We start from the raw sequence: 15,116 nt of genomic DNA, 5'->3' as shown, positions 1-15,116 counted from the left end.
AGTATTAAGTTATCAAATATGACATCAGGAGGTTCCCATGAATACAAACGCCCACCCAACTCATTTGATTAGCAGCGAAGTAAGAAAAAAAAGGACTAAGCTTTATTATTCGAGATACTGGCAATTATACTGCATGATACTGCCTGGGATCATGTTTTTTTTTCTCTTTAAGTATGTCCCTATTCTGGGAAGTGTTATTGCATTTCAGGATTATAATGTTTACAAAGGAATCTTGGGGAGCCCGTTTGTCGGATTAAAACACTTCGAGACTCTGTTTACGTATCCAGAATTTTTGAAAATTCTCCAAAACACGGTATTCATTAGTATTTATCAACTTGTGTTTGGTTTTCCTGCTCCGATTATTTTAGCTTTGCTTCTGAATGAAGTTAGGAAAATGTGGTTTAAACGCTCTGTACAAACCATTGTTTATCTCCCGCATTTTTTGTCTTGGGTTATTGTAGGTGGCTTAGTCATCAATGTGTTATCGCCAAATTACGGAATTATCAATGAAATATTAGAATTTTTGGGTATGGAGCGAATTTTCTTTATGCAGCAACCTGAATTTTTTCGATCAATTGTAGTTGCTTCAGGTATTTGGAAGGAAGTGGGTTGGAATGCAATTATTTATCTTGCCGCCCTAGCTAGTATCAATACGGAGATGTATGAAGCTGCCGACGTTGATGGGGCTGGAAGATTTCGAAAGATGATCAGTATTACATTACCATCCATATTACCGACCATTATGATTTTGTTCCTGTTGAGAATTGGACATCTGTTAGATTTAGGATTTGAACAAATTTATATGCTGCTCAATCCACTCATTGCAGAAAAAGGACAAATTATAGATACGTATATTTATACCGTTGGTTTACTAGGAGGACAATACAGCTATACAACGGCAATCGGAATTTTTAAATCTGTAGTTGGCTTGATGCTTATCTTCAGCTTTAACCAAATAAGTAAAAAGTTGACCGGAGAAACATTATATTAAACAGAGGTGATGAAATGAGGAAGAGGCCGGCCACATTCCCAATTATTAATGCCATCATACTGACAGGCATCAGCTTGTTCATGCTAGTTCCTTATCTGAACATATTAGCAGGTTCATTCAGCGGCGGGCAGGCAATTCTGCAAGGTAAGGTCTCCATATTTCCAGTGAACTTTACACTCGATCATTATTTGGCTGTGTTAAAAAATAAGGCGATTTGGAAGGCTTTTGGTGTCACCATATGGGTAACGGCAGCCGGCACGTTTTTAAGCCTACTTTTTACTTCGCTTATGGGATATGGATTGTCAAAATCCCATTTAAAAGGTCGAAGATTAATGATGATTATGGTTATTATTACAATGATTTTCCCAGCTCCATTGATTCCGACCTACCTTGTTGTTAAGTCATTCGGTTTATTGGATACATTAAGTGCTCTCATCATTCCCGGCCTTATTAGCGCGTTTAATCTGGTCATCATGATAACCTTTTTTAAAGGTATTCCGGAAGGGCTTACAGATGCGGCAACCATTGATGGATGCGATGAATTTAATACTTTCGGAAGAATCATTATGCCGCTTTCTCTACCTTCTTTAACGACGATTGGTCTTTTCTATGCCGTTGGGTATTGGAATGGATATATGAATGCGATTATGTATTTGAGAGATCCCGGTCTTTTCACTTTACAAGTTAAATTACGTCAACTTCTTGTAGAAAACGATGCAGGCAGTATGGGCGCAGGCATGCTGATTTCCATTGAAGGAATAAGGATGGCAACAATTATTGTTGCTACTGTGCCAATTTTGTTCATTTATCCTTTGATACAGAAACATTTTATCCAAGGTGCAATGATAGGTTCTGTCAAAGGTTAAAAATAAAGTGACCAAGGGAGCGGGATTTGAATGAGAGCAAGCAAAAAAGTAGTTGGAACACTTTTGGTTACTACAATGATTTCCGCTTGTAGTAATCATTCAGATGAAGGCAAAAGTTCGCCGGATGGACATCGAGTTCCCTCAATAAACATAACTATGAACTCAAGATCATTTCCATATGTTGAAGCATCTCCTAATATTAATGAAGATATCTATGTTAAAAAGTTAGAGGAACTATCCCAAACAAATATCAACATCGAACTCATTCCCGCAACAGATTTTGATCAAAAACTTAATTTACTGCTTGCTGCTAATGAAAAGCTGCCGGATCTCCTTGAAATTTCAGCCATTAATACGAAGGTGTCCACACCCGCTATAAATAACGGAGCTTTTACGGAGCTGAATGATCTAATAGATAAATTCGGTCCTAATCTTAAAAGCAATATCCCTAAAGAAGTATGGGATTCTCCTACAATAAGTAAGGACGGAAAAATATATGCGATACCAACAATGTCGGGCACGACACGTAATCAGGTTGTCTATATGCGGAAAGACTGGCTTGATAAACTTGGATTACAGGTACCCAAAACGATAGATGAATACATAAATGTATTGACCGCATTTCGCGATATGGACCCGAATGGCAACGGTAAAAAAGATGAAATTCCATTCTCAGGACGCAAGAATTTAAGAGTTGCTGAAGCCTTTTTTGGAGCCTATGATGTCAATCCTGGCGAAGGAATATCTGCGGGCACTTGGAAGTACAAGGATAACAAGCTGGTTCCTAAATACATTTTGCCTGAAATGAAAGAGGCATTGAAAATTTATCAATATCTGTACAAAGAAAAGCTCCTTGACAATGAAGTGTTTGTTCAAGAAGGCAAGGATTGGGATGCGAAAATTAAGGGTGCTGCTCGCGTAGGCATGTGGATACATGATCCGGGCTATCCCGACAAGTGGTTGTCCGAAGTAAAGAAAGGGGAACCTACTGCTGAAATCATTAACATCCCTGCACCAATTGGTCCAGACGGAAAAGGCGGAGCAGACATCATTTCACCGATCAGGTCGGCTTATGCCGTCCCTGCCAGCAGTAAGAAAGCTGAGGATGTTATTAAATTTTTAAATTGGTTTTACTCGAAAGAAGCGGATACATTCTTGACTTATGGCATTGAGGGCAATGACTATACCTTAAATAACGGTAAGATCGAGTATCAATATCAGACAACTGCGGATGGAATTAACAAGGAAGTTATGCACTTGATGTTCCTGCAAATTACCGGTAAACCTTATCTTACGAACGAAGATTTTATGAAAGGGCGCCTGCACGGAGATCTAATCATGAATGCTTCGAAAGTTGCAAACAGCGAAGGTCGCGTGAATGATGGACTTGATATGCCTGTTCCTGCCATTATGCTGTCTCAACCTGAACTCGCCAAAAACGGATTGTTTATGGAAACTGCAGCCAAAATCATCGTTGGACAGGAAAGTATCGATTACTTTGATAAATTCGTTGCAGACTGGAAAGCTCGTGGTGGTAATAAAGCCATTGATGAAGCAACCCAATGGTATCAAAAAAATAAGAAATAAACGATTTCATCATATTTATTCATCTAGGGGGAAATGAGAATGAGCAACCAATTATCAGCGGATATTGCATATAAGCATAAGAAGGATCATGAGAGTCCTGTTACTGCCATTATCGTGGGAGCCGGTCATCGCAGCCTAATTTACGCTTCTTTTGCAGAGTTTCATCCTGAACGACTGAAAATTGTCGGGGTTGTAGAGCCGGATAGCGAGCGTAGAAATTTAACCAAGTCCCGTTTCGGATTATCAGAGGAGTATTGCTTTGCTGATATTGAGGAACTTGTCGGTAAGCCCAAGATCGCGGATGCCGTGATTAACGGTACCATGGATCATATGCATGTATCTTCTACGATTCCGTTGCTAAGAGCTGGTTATGACATCATGCTGGAGAAACCGATCGGCGTCAGCGCGGATGAAGTTATGGATTTGTATGAAGAAGCTGAGCGCCATGGCAGAAAAGTCATGATTTGTCACGTGCTGCGCTATGCACCTTTTTACGAATCGATTCGTCAAACCATAGCAGATGGCGTAATCGGTGATATTGTCAGTTTGACGACAATAGAGAACGTTACTTATCACCACATGGCTATGGCATATGTCAGAGGAAAATGGGGGCGTGTGGATAAAGGTGGTTCCTCCATGCTCATGGCCAAAAGCTGCCACGACTTGGACGTATTAGCCTGGATGAAGGGAGATATCCAGCCGGTGAAAGTAAGCAGCTTCGGAAGCCTGCTGCAATTTCGGCCTGAGAAAGCGCCTTCAGGGTCCGGCACGCGGTGTCTGGTCGATTGTTCAATTGAGGAATCTTGCGCTTATTCTGCGCGGAAACATTACATTGAGCAGCGTTTGTGGAAGGCTTATGTAACCTACAATACCCATTTAGGCGTTACGATGAGCGATGAGGAATTGGCGGAGTCGCTGCGAAAGGACAGCCCATACGGTCGTTGCGTCTGGCGCTGCGATAACGATGTGGTTGATCATCAAACGGTAATCATAGAGTTCTCAGATGGCAGTACGGGAACGCATGTTATGACTGGGGGTACTTCCAAGCCAGGCCGTTCCATTCATATTGTTGGGACTAAAGGCGAAATTCAGGGAGAAATGGAAGCAGGTGCTTATGTCATCCGACATCCCGATGCCCGCAAAGGCCATATCTATTCCGAGCAACAGATTAAAGTTGGGGTGTCAGAGGATATGCATGGCGGAGGAGACTTGCTTCTTGTCGCCGACTTCGTAAAAGTATTGAAGGGTGCAGTGCCATCGATCTCCTCCACATCTCTGGAGAAGTCACTTCACGGGCACTTGATCGGATTCGCAGCCGATCAGTCCCGACTGGAACAAAGAACCGTTGAGATCAAGCGAGTGTAGAGGCACAAAAAGGGGCAAATCGGATGGAATCATTCGTCACCCCTTTTTTTTATGCTGTCACAAATAAGTAGTTGTGTAGTTCGCCGTTGGCAGATTTTCTTTAACTTTCTGATTGCGAAACTTGTGTGGTGTCAGCCCCGTCCACTGTCGGAAGTGCTGGAAAAAGTGGCTCGCCGATGAAAACTGGAGTTTATCGGCGATTTGCTCGATGGATAACTCGGATTCGGTCAACCTCGGATAAGTAAGAGCGATTTACGTTTAATTTTCCTGCTAGCTCATTGAATGTAATCGGTTCATGTATGGACGCTTCAAGCAGCGAAGCCATCTCATGGGCTAGCGCAAACTGCGTGGAAGTGCCAATTCCCACATACGTTTGCTGGGTTTGTTGGAGAAAGAAGCGGCATAGGTTGGTAATAAACTCGAGTAACTGAGCCTGGATAGACAATTCTGCAAGGGAGCGGTCGAGAGAAGAGACTGTCTCTGACGGATCGTTGTGCGGCCTATCTTGCAGGGACCGAAAGGCTTGGATCAGTTGTTCCACGGCAGTGGATATGGAGCTATTGCCATTGCAGTCAGTCAAGGTTCAACGATCGACATGACGGTAATTCGCGAGCTGTTTGAAAATATTCTGGAAGCAGGGAGTATTTTGGAGGCAGATTCACCTGCGGATGTTGATTTGTTGAATCGTATCCAGATTGCCCTGCCGAAGTTACTCCCCTATCAAATTGGAAGCAGCGGGGAAATAAAGGAATGGAATAATGACTACAGTATCGTAGATACCGGCATTGCCTTCGTCCTGGACTACTGGAAGTTTCTCGGGGATAAAGGCGCGTGGTGGATTTGAAGTTGGCGTATCTTGGACGCAATCTACGGGGTGCTAGATCAAGGTAATATTAATTTGTTCGCTCCCAGCGTAACCAAACAAGTGGTGGCGTATGCCAAGACAGGGTTGTCGAATGCTTCACATACGATTAAAATCGTGAATAAAGGAACGAAGAATCCTTCTTCCAGTGGGACCTTTGCGTCTGTAGACGCGTTTGAATATGCGAATTGATGGCTATTCCGTGGCTGATGGTGATCCTAGAAAGGATTTAAGTTTCTAGTTTGCGAAGGGTGCCTCGACATACGGAAAGTGCCGTATCGCTGCAAAGGGCATTTTTACACTACCTGCTCCTATGGCGAAACGGAAGTGGTCATGAGTACAAAATTACCGATGTAAGTCAAACCCAAAAAGAACCGTCAGGAGTAACTTCCCTGACGGTTTTTCTTCACTCAAGCATTGGTGACATTTGTAGAGAGATAATGTTGGAAGTTTAAAAAACGCAAAAATGCTTCTTTTAGCTTTTTTATGCTGTTTTTATAATACGATTTAGCGGCCAATGCTGGCAAAATATTCTAAGGAATATGTAGAATTCTCGTTAATTGTTGGTCGGGTGAATGGAATGTACGATGCCGATTAGAAATGTTCTGGCGGCAGACACACCTCTCGTTTATTGTTGTATTTAGCTGTATATCAAGGAATATCGAGCATTATTTCCGTTATACAATATCTGGAATGTTGTGATTATAGAGTATTATTCTCAAAAATATAGAGGGGAACTTGTGATCTGTTATTACGTGTGAACGTACTAATTTATGTATCAATTCCGAAAATTAATGAATCATAAAAAATAAATATATTGTAAAATAACGCAAAATACATTGCTTGAATATGCTGTTTATTTATATACTTGAACAGTGAATCATAACTAAGAGGAGGACTTCATTTGTTGAGTACCAAGAAATTCTTATCCGCATTTATGGCATGCGTCATCACTTGTTCGGTTGTTTACTCAGCCGCAGCAGGCGTTATCCCAATTGCATTTGCATCCACCGCTGTTGAGAATCCAGTTCCCTCAATGCCAGCAGGCCGCTACGAGGAATCCGTCAGTGTAGCGCTTACCTCCGCTACCCCAGATGCGGAAATCTATTATACGCTGGATGGCACATTACCTGACGAAACTAGTCCGAAGTATAACGGAACGCCGATCGTTCTCACAGAATCGGCGAACATTTCGGTGATTGCTACGAAGGACGGTGTCTGGAGTCAAGCATGGTCATACGGTTATATCATTAAAACAACCGAACAACCTCTGCTGAAATTTGCTGCGATGTCGGATATCCACATTGGTCCTGGCACACCTGAGTGGGAAACCTTAATAAGAAAGATTTGGACCAGCAACTTTGATGTCCTTTCTTCTATTTTACCGAATCCGGACACCATTGTTGTTGCGGGTGACATCATCAATGATAATGGCGATGGCAAAGGACCTGATCATACGTTTGCTTATAATATTCTCAATGAGCAATTAGTACGCAAAAACTGGACGAATATGCCTATTCAGATTGCTATGGGTAATCATGATGCAAGTGTAGCTGATGTCAGAACTCGTTACCCAGCCGAATGGTTTACGACACAGTCGAACGGTTATTACGAGAAGGTAATCAAAGGCTATTCCTTTTTCTTTTTGAACGCGAACAACTACAACAGCGACACGACACAAAGGAACTGGCTGAAGGGAAGGCTTGCGGCACTGACTGCCGATCCGGCAAATCTGAATAAGCCGATTTTCATCACTTTGCATCATCCCATCTCCGGCACCGTAATGGACGGTATAGCAGGAAGCAATCCGAACCTAAATACAGATTTGCAGAATTTTCCGCAAGTGGTTGTATTATCCGGCCACTCCCATTTGAACATTAACGATGAACGGTCGATTTATCAGAAAGATTTTACAGCGATCAATGTCGGTTCAATGTCGTATGCGGAGACGGATTCAGGCTATTCTTTGGTCACGAAAGAAGATGGGCTGAAAGAGGATCACTTAGTCCCCGTGTCTGAATCTCAAATCATTGAGGTGTACCAGGATCGTATAGAGATTGAGCGAATAGATTATAATGGCGATCCGGGGAATATTCGACCTAATTGGATATGGAAAGGAGCTGAAGCCCCTCCTTACCGCAGCGCTGGCGCATTGGCGGGCAAGAAATGGGTTGTGAAATTGACAGGAAATACGAATGCAGAAATTAAAAGCAATTTTACCTACACGACAAGCAAGAGTAACAAAACAGCTCCTCAATTCCCGGCGAATCCCGATTTGAAGGTTGTGCCAGGAGCAGATAATGTGCCGGTCCTCTCGTTCAGGCAAGCCATGGATGATCAAAATATGCATCATTACTTAATCAAATTGTTTAACGAGAGAACGGCTCAAGAAGAAAAAACGTACAGTGTTTTGTCTGATTATTACTTTTCTCCGATACCGAATAAAATGAATATACCAATGCCCGGACTGGATCCAACAAAGTCTTACGTTATAAATGTATCGGCCGTGGATTCTTACGGCAACGTAAGCACGCCCGTGAAGACCATCTTCCGAACTCAAGTCACCCCACCGGAATTGACTCCCATCGATCCTAGTACGATGTGGAACCAACTCGTCTCTGATATGAAATTCAACGGCAATTTGAATGATGATGCAGCCGGTGCAACGGGCCTGGCTACCCTTGCCGGAAATGTCACATATGTAGCTGGTAAGTCCGGTCAAGCCGCTAGCATTGCTGCTGGTAACGCCAACTATATCGATCTCGGAGACAGGTCCGACTTGAAGTTCGGTAACGGTGACTTTACAGTATCATTCTGGCACGCAGGTAATTTGACCGGCGATCAGACGGTAATCTCCAACAAAGACTGGGGGTCGCCTAATAATGCAGGTTGGTATATCGGTCCCTCGACTACAAACAACATGACGCTTAACATGGGAGACGGTACCAATCGTGTTGATTATTCGGCTCAAAGTGTAGGCACCGATTTGCATCAATTTACCATAACGGTAGACAGAACGAACAATACAGCCAAAACTTATGTGGATGGCGTTGAGAAGGCTACCCAGGATATCACCCTGGTTGGCGCATCCAGCATGGATACTCCCTATCACGTCATCATCGGTGCAGACGGCAATAAAAGCAAAGGCGGAGCAACCGTTACGTTGGACGATTTAAAGATATGGAAACGTGCGCTGTCCGCCACGGAAGCCAAAGCGCTTTCCGACTCTTATCTGTCGACGAAATTGTACACTTACGAGCAACTGAATGCGAAGCTTCAGGAAGCTGAGAAGTTTACTGCGTATGTTGCGGGAACGAAGGGATTGTCACTTCCCCAGCAAGCGCAAAATGAGCTGCAGGCTCTAATCACAGCCACAAAAGCCATTAGCTCAGGCGAGAGCGCTAATGTGATCGATCAAGGCTATCTCGATTTGATGTGGGCTTTGCAAACTGCCCAGAATGCCATCGTGTACACGTTTATTCCAAAAACGGAATTCTCAATCGATTCTTTCAGTTCTTACGCATCCAATGAGAGCGCAGAGGCTAAATACATCTTAGACGGACAAGAATCAACAGTCTGGATTTCCAAATGGGTGACTCCTGCTGCTACATTCCCGCACTGGATCATTATCGATATGAAGGACACGTATAAGATCAGCGGCATACAGAGAAAGAGTCGACCTACTCAAAGTTTGGAGGCCCCAAATACGTTCGAATTCTACGCCTCTGATAACGTGGCAGACCTAAGCGATCCTGCTTTCTTGGGCAATGCGGCCAACAAGGCCTCCGGCGCGTTTGGAAAAACGTGGACAGGACGTGTATTCTCGGACTTTGTTGCTTTGAACAATTCTGTGCAGGGCCGCTACGTGAAATTCGTAATTACGGGATCCTATAATACGAATCCTACCCTAACATTTGCCAGTATGAGCGAAATCGATTTTACTGGCGATAAGGTTCCAAGCGCGAGACTGAAGGAGTTGAAAATTAACGATGTCTTGGTAGACAGATTCGAACCGAATAAATTGGACTATTCGCTGAACGTCCCCTATAACGTGACTGATGCGAGTGTTACCTATACGGTTTACGATCCTCAGACTACAGTAGTAGTCAACGGCGGCTCCAACCTTCAGGTTGGTAATAACGTAGTGACGGTGACGGTAACAGCTCCGAACGCAAGAGCCAGTTCATATGTCATCAATGTGAACCGTCTCGACATACCACCTGCTTACTTGAGTGATCTGCGCGTTAACTCGGAAACGCTTAGCGGCTTCACATGGGATAAGCTTGACTATTCGTTGTCGGTACCTTATGAAACCACGGTTACCAATATTACTTATACATCGGTAAATCTTGCTACTAGCGTAGTGGTTGTTGGCGGCAATGATTTAAGCGTCGGTGTAAATACGATCACTGTGACGAGTACGGCTGAAGACGGGACAAAGTGTATTTATAATATTCTCATAACGAGGCATCCGCTTGCTGCCTCGACCGACAGTTCCTTGCTTGATCTTCGCGTGAACGGAACGACGTTGGAAGGATTCGCTTCAGACAAGCTCTCCTATTCATTGTCGGTAACGCATGAAACCACGGTTATCCATGTCGTTTATACAGCAACCGATCCTGAAGCAACTGTAATGATTGCTGGAGGAGAGTATTTGGTTGTCGGCGTCAATGCGGTTACTGTTACAGTTACGGCTGAAGACGGGACAAAGCGTGTTTATAGCATGATGATAACCAGACAACCTGCTGCGTTATCATCCAACACTAACCTGTTCGATTTGCGTGTCAACACGATCGCAATCAATGGATTCGCACCGAACAAGCTGAGCTATATGGTGGAAGTACCTTATGGGACTACGGTAGCAACGGTGACCTACTCCGCCGAGCATGTTACATCCAAAGTAGTTGTTACAGGCGGCAGCAGCCTGAGCGTCGGATCAAATCGCATCTCTGTCCTTGTCACTGCACAGGACGGTACTACCAAAGAATACGTGATTATCGTTTATCGATTATCAGATTCGTCGGAACCATCTCTACCGTCTGAAGTAACACCGGTAAAGCCGGAACTGCCGAAAGACGTTGCTACCATCAAGGATGAAGACTTACAAAAGAACTCTGCATCTGTACCCGTCACTTTGGCGGAAGGGCAAAATCACATTGTTGTTCCGATGGCGCAGGCATATCAGCTTCAAGGACGCTCAATAATTGTCCAGGCACACGATGTCAAATTGATCGTTCCTGGCGATCTGTTGATATCCGCAAGTAATTTATTGCCTTCTCCTGACAACTCTGCCGCAATTACGGTTAAAATCGAACCGATCTCAGGCGGTCAAGCGGACCAGACATTAAGAGAAGCGAGCCGCAAGGATAACGGTCTTTATACGCTAGGTGGACAGGTGCTCGATCTCTCGATCATTGTGACCGACACAGCCGGTAAGCAATATGAAATGAATAATGGCTTGAATAAGCCTGTAACGATTACATTCCCAATTCCAGCAGGATTGAATCCGAAGCTGGTTGGCATATATGAACTTCACGAAGACGGAAGCCTCGTGTATATTGGCGGAACACACGTTAACGACAATACCGCAATCGAAGTCGAAATTGACCGACTCAGTCAATATGCTGTGATTTCATTGGAGAAAAATTACAATGATGTTACTAGCCTTCATTGGGCATATGAGACCATTCAAGAGCTGTCCGCCCAACATATCGTAAACGGAATCACGAACTCGAGCTATGAGCCAACAAAAGCTGTTTCACGCGCTGAATTTGCCTCGCTGCTCGTACGGACGCTTGGTCTCAAGTCTGCCGAAGCGCCTCCGTTCGGCGACGTGGCTGGGAATGCATGGTATGCTGGCGAAGTGTCTGCAGCTTATAAATCGGGCATTATCACAGGTAATTCCAAACAAAAGTTCGATCCGAATCTCAGTATTACCAGAGAAGAAATGGCTATTATGCTCGTTCGCGCGTATGAGCTTCGGACTGGAGTGAAGCTAGAACAAGCTTCCCCAGAAATCTCTGATGCTTCCGAGATCAGCGATTGGGCGTTATCTTACGTGAATCGTGCAATCAATGCGAAGCTGTTGACGGGTCGCCAAGAAGGGCTGTTCGTACCGGCTGAGTACATGACACGAGCGGAAGCGGCTCAAGCAGTTTACAACTTATTGAAATAAAAATGAAAGAAGATCGCCAACCACCTATATGAACAGGCCTGGTTGGCGATTTTCTTAAGCAAATAAAGCACAATTGGAGTACAACGTTATGAGCCAACGAATATTAGGCAGAATATTATTATTCACGTTATTGTCAGCTTGGATACTTCTTCAGCCGGAAACGGCAAAGGCACACAGTGTATCTTTCGGTTATTCACATATCACACTAAGGGAAGACGGTATAGGGTACGAACTGCTGCTGCTTCCGGATGAAATGAGTCCGATCCTTAATCTGGATCTAGATCAAGACACAACAGTTTCAATTGAAGAAGCAGAACAAAAGAGATCCGATTTGCAAGAGTTCGTGGCGCGATGGTTGTCCATCAAAGCTGATGGCGCTGATTTGCAGCCGAAGCTTGGATCTATAGAGATGATCGAACAAGGTGCAGGAATTCCAATGATTAGGTTGATCCTTGACTATAATTTTGGGAAGAAAGTCAATGAACTGGTCATGAAGTATGACATCCTATTCACTGAAAGTCCAACACATCACAACTTTGCAACGATTACAACCGTTGATGGTTCGATGAAAGAGCATAAATTTGACAAAAATAATAAGATCTTAAAACTCTATATGAACTCCAACAGTCCGAAAGCGGCAGTTGATCGGATCATCAAGATCCCTGCGTGGATACCTCTCCTATTGCTGTTAATTGTGGGAGCAATGATAACCTTTTGGTATTTTCTAAGATTGAGAATAAATAGGAGGAACCTATGATGGAAGTATCGATTCCGGAGTGGCTATTTACGGTATGGGATTATATTTGGTATGGCATGGAGCACCTATTCACAGGTTATGATCATCTATTATTCCTCTTAGGTCTGGTTATTATCCGCCTTAAGTGGCGTGAATATTTGAATATCATCACGTCCTTCACGGTCGGACACAGCATAACACTAGCTTTGGCAGCTCTAGAAATCGTTAAGATAAACGGAGCAATCATTGAACCCTTAATTGCATTAAGCATCGTGTTTGTAGCAGTAGAAAATATGTTGCGAAAGCAGCATAAGTGGCGCTGGTTGATTACAGCATTTTTTGGACTAATTCATGGCTTCGGATTCGCAGGTGTGCTTGAGGGGCGCTTTTCAGGAAATATTGCATTGCCCTTGCTTTCCTTCAATATTGGAATCGAACTGGGACAGCTGACTATATTTCTTGTTCTTTTACCAATCATTCATAAGATAGGGCAAACCCGTTGGAACGTCCAGACGGTTTATGGCATTTCAAGCTTGATCGGCTTATTCGGAATTTATTGGTTCCTCGAACGCGTTCAGTTGTAAAGACTTCATTATTCAGGAGGTGGCCGATGGGTTTTCTAAGCGATTTTCGCACCATGGTGATCGGCATTTTACTGGAATCGTTTCCCTTTATTCTACTTGGTGTCGTGATTTCTGCTTTACTGCAAACGCTGATTAGTGATCAGCAACTACAGAGATGGATACCGAAAAAAACGATTCTCGGCATCCTTTTCGGATGTTTGCTGGGTATCATCTTCCCGCTTTGCGAATGCGGGATCATTCCTGTTGTGCATCGGCTGATCCGCAAAGGCATGCCGCCTTATATCGGCCTCGTGTTTATGATGGCTGGGCCGGTCATCAATCCGATCGTGTTTACGTCCACGTTCGTAGCCTTTCGGGCTCAGCCAGAAATGGCTATCTCCCGTATGGTGCTGGCGTTTACGACATCGGCGCTCATTGGGCTGTGGGCTTCTCGGGGAGTGCGTGATTCTGCACTCCGTAATCCATTGAGTAAGACTAATGACCATACGGCTGCAGCTAAAAAAAGTTTCAAGCACCCAATTTCGGGCAATCCGGGTAAAAAGACTAAAGTAGTATGGAAAAATAAACTTCACGAAACGCTGGAGCATGCAGCAATTGAAATGTTTGATGTAGGCAAATTTTTAGTATTGGGCGCTACAGTTACAGCTTTGCTGCAAACGGTTGTAAGCAGACAGTGGCTTCTTTCGGTAAGCCATGGGGATTGGACTCCCCATTTGTTTATGATGGGGCTTTCCTATGTCCTTTCCATTTGTTCCACTGCAGACGCTTTTGTCGGCGCTACGTTCATCCCTGATTTCAGCCTAGGTTCAGTGCTTGGTTTTCTCGTATTTGGCGCCATGCTGGATATTAAAAGCACTTTAATGCTGCTAAAAGTGTTCCGGTTCAAAACCGTAGCTACGGTTTTAGTCATTTCTGTCGTTGTCGTTCTATGTGGGGCAGTCGCTTTCGATCAGCTATATGCGTACTTATAAGAATGGAGGCAGCGAAACATGACAAAAGGGTCCGCATTTGCGCATCGAACGATTCGAGCTGCGGTCTTGCTCGCATTTGTTATTTTTATTGTACAGACTTGCCGATCGGATGCGCTGATCTATTACGTGGCTCCAAGAATGGAGCTCTGGGTCAAAAGTCTTGCCGTCGGTATGTACGTGCTTGCCATGCACCAGCTTTATTTGGCGGTTCGGGATGTCCGGTCGAAGAAGAAACATGCTGCCATTAATTGTACATGTTCATCACACAGCCAAGATCATTGGAATCCAAGCGTTATGATGATGTACGGTGCTTTAATCATTCCGCTGATTCTTGCCTATTCGTTCCCCAATGCGGTATTAGGCAGTCAAATGGCGCTCAAAAAAGGGTTGAATTTATCTCCCTCAGGCATACTGGTTAATTCCCATTCCGGTGATGCAGGTGCAAACATTATTCCAAATAATAAGTTACAATTAGATACAGGACCAGCTTTTCCGTTTAATGAATACACAAAGCCCTATGCCAAGTGGGCCATGGATATGTACAACCAGCCTCTCATTATGATTAACGAAGATATTTATATTGAATCTCTGATGTCGCTGGACTTGTATCAAGAACAATTTATCGGTAAACAGGTGCAGATTAGTGGTTTTGTTTATCGACTTGACAACATGAATAAAAACCAATTTGCCATTGGAAGATTCGCGATGCGGTGCTGTGTCGCAGACTCGGTGCCACTTGCTATCATGGTAGAAACAGATACCCCGGAGCGATGGAGTAACGATATGTACGTGGTCGCTCTCGGCACTATTGCAAAACGTAATATTGATGGTAAAGATGTGGTCTCAATCGTTGCAAAAACGATAGAAACGCAAAAAGCGCCGCCAAATCCATATGTTTATGGTAATTCATATTTCGGAAATTGATTAAACAAAAAAGATCGCCATTCCCGGCCTGCTCATCAGGTGGATGGCGATCTTT

Annotated in this window: 13 protein-coding genes and 1 pseudogene; 12 read left to right on the top strand and 2 right to left on the bottom strand. The window is 43.9% G+C overall.

The genetic code is table 11. The annotated features are described in order from the left end of the window. The first annotated feature begins 37 nt into the window (after nucleotides 1-37). From GC098_RS17070 to GC098_RS17055, 4 genes are read left to right on the top strand one after another with little or no spacing between them, the layout of a single operon-like run. Nucleotides 38-991 (top strand): ABC transporter permease, encoded by a 954-nt coding sequence (locus GC098_RS17070; protein ID WP_246358660.1) that lies wholly within the window; start codon nucleotides 38-40, stop codon nucleotides 989-991. A 14-nt stretch (nucleotides 992-1,005) separates the two neighbouring features. Next, nucleotides 1,006-1,857, top strand: coding sequence for a carbohydrate ABC transporter permease (locus GC098_RS17065; protein ID WP_246358659.1), 852 nt, complete (start codon nucleotides 1,006-1,008; stop codon nucleotides 1,855-1,857). A gap of 30 nt (nucleotides 1,858-1,887) precedes the next feature. Continuing rightward, entirely contained in the window at nucleotides 1,888-3,444 is a 1,557-nt protein-coding gene (locus GC098_RS17060; RefSeq protein ID WP_171644323.1) for an extracellular solute-binding protein, read from the top strand. Nucleotides 3,445-3,483: 39 nt separating this feature from the next. Beyond that, nucleotides 3,484-4,809 (top strand): Gfo/Idh/MocA family protein, encoded by a 1,326-nt coding sequence (locus tag GC098_RS17055; RefSeq protein WP_171644322.1) that lies wholly within the window; start codon nucleotides 3,484-3,486, stop codon nucleotides 4,807-4,809. Between the two features lie 57 nt (nucleotides 4,810-4,866). Here GC098_RS17055 and GC098_RS41640 read toward each other — a convergent pair whose 3' ends face one another. Continuing rightward, complete coding sequence (locus tag GC098_RS41640) at nucleotides 4,867-5,040, bottom strand: helix-turn-helix domain-containing protein (protein ID WP_171644321.1); 174 nt, start codon at nucleotides 5,038-5,040, stop codon at nucleotides 4,867-4,869. Beyond that, nucleotides 5,000-5,254, bottom strand: a complete 255-nt coding sequence (locus tag GC098_RS17045; protein WP_171644292.1) for a hypothetical protein — start codon at nucleotides 5,252-5,254, stop codon at nucleotides 5,000-5,002. Before GC098_RS17045 ends, GC098_RS41640 begins: the two co-directional genes overlap by 41 nt. A 48-nt stretch (nucleotides 5,255-5,302) precedes the next feature. Here GC098_RS17045 and GC098_RS17040 point away from each other — a divergent pair. The 8 genes and pseudogenes from GC098_RS17040 to GC098_RS17010 form a co-directional block, all read left to right on the top strand. After that, nucleotides 5,303-5,572: pseudogene (locus tag GC098_RS17040) on the top strand (glycosyl hydrolase family 95 catalytic domain-containing protein); the annotation flags it as partial. 22 nt (nucleotides 5,573-5,594) lie between these two features. Then, nucleotides 5,595-5,690: a glycoside hydrolase family 95-like protein gene (locus tag GC098_RS41635; RefSeq protein WP_376773895.1), complete on the top strand. Its 96-nt coding sequence runs from the start codon at nucleotides 5,595-5,597 to the stop codon at nucleotides 5,688-5,690. Continuing rightward, on the top strand, nucleotides 5,666-5,863 hold the full coding sequence (locus GC098_RS17035) for a hypothetical protein (RefSeq protein ID WP_171644319.1): 198 nt from the start codon (nucleotides 5,666-5,668) through the stop codon (nucleotides 5,861-5,863). Before GC098_RS41635 ends, GC098_RS17035 begins: the two co-directional genes overlap by 25 nt. Before the next feature lie 715 nt (nucleotides 5,864-6,578). Beyond that, nucleotides 6,579-11,846 carry a cadherin-like beta sandwich domain-containing protein gene (locus tag GC098_RS17030; protein WP_171644318.1) on the top strand — a complete coding sequence of 1,756 codons (5,268 nt, stop codon included), beginning with the start codon at nucleotides 6,579-6,581 and terminating at the stop codon, nucleotides 11,844-11,846. An 88-nt stretch (nucleotides 11,847-11,934) separates the two neighbouring features. Further along, nucleotides 11,935-12,603, top strand: a complete 669-nt coding sequence (locus tag GC098_RS17025) for a hypothetical protein (protein ID WP_171644317.1) — start codon at nucleotides 11,935-11,937, stop codon at nucleotides 12,601-12,603. Beyond that, nucleotides 12,603-13,166 (top strand): HupE/UreJ family protein, encoded by a 564-nt coding sequence (locus GC098_RS17020; RefSeq protein WP_171644316.1) that lies wholly within the window; start codon nucleotides 12,603-12,605, stop codon nucleotides 13,164-13,166. Before GC098_RS17025 ends, GC098_RS17020 begins: the two co-directional genes overlap by 1 nt. Nucleotides 13,167-13,192: 26 nt before the next feature. Beyond that, on the top strand, nucleotides 13,193-14,137 hold the full coding sequence (locus GC098_RS17015; RefSeq protein WP_171644315.1) for a permease: 945 nt from the start codon (nucleotides 13,193-13,195) through the stop codon (nucleotides 14,135-14,137). A gap of 18 nt (nucleotides 14,138-14,155) precedes the next feature. Beyond that, nucleotides 14,156-15,061: a TIGR03943 family putative permease subunit gene (locus GC098_RS17010; protein ID WP_171644314.1), complete on the top strand. Its 906-nt coding sequence runs from the start codon at nucleotides 14,156-14,158 to the stop codon at nucleotides 15,059-15,061. The last annotated feature ends 55 nt before the right edge of the window (nucleotides 15,062-15,116 follow it).

Origin of the sequence: Paenibacillus phytorum (assembly GCF_013141715.1) — a bacterium.
GTDB lineage: Bacteria > Bacillota > Bacilli > Paenibacillales > NBRC-103111 > Paenibacillus_E > Paenibacillus_E phytorum.
Note: the sequence above shows the minus strand (reverse complement) of the source record. Positions and strands in the feature narration are given on the sequence as shown.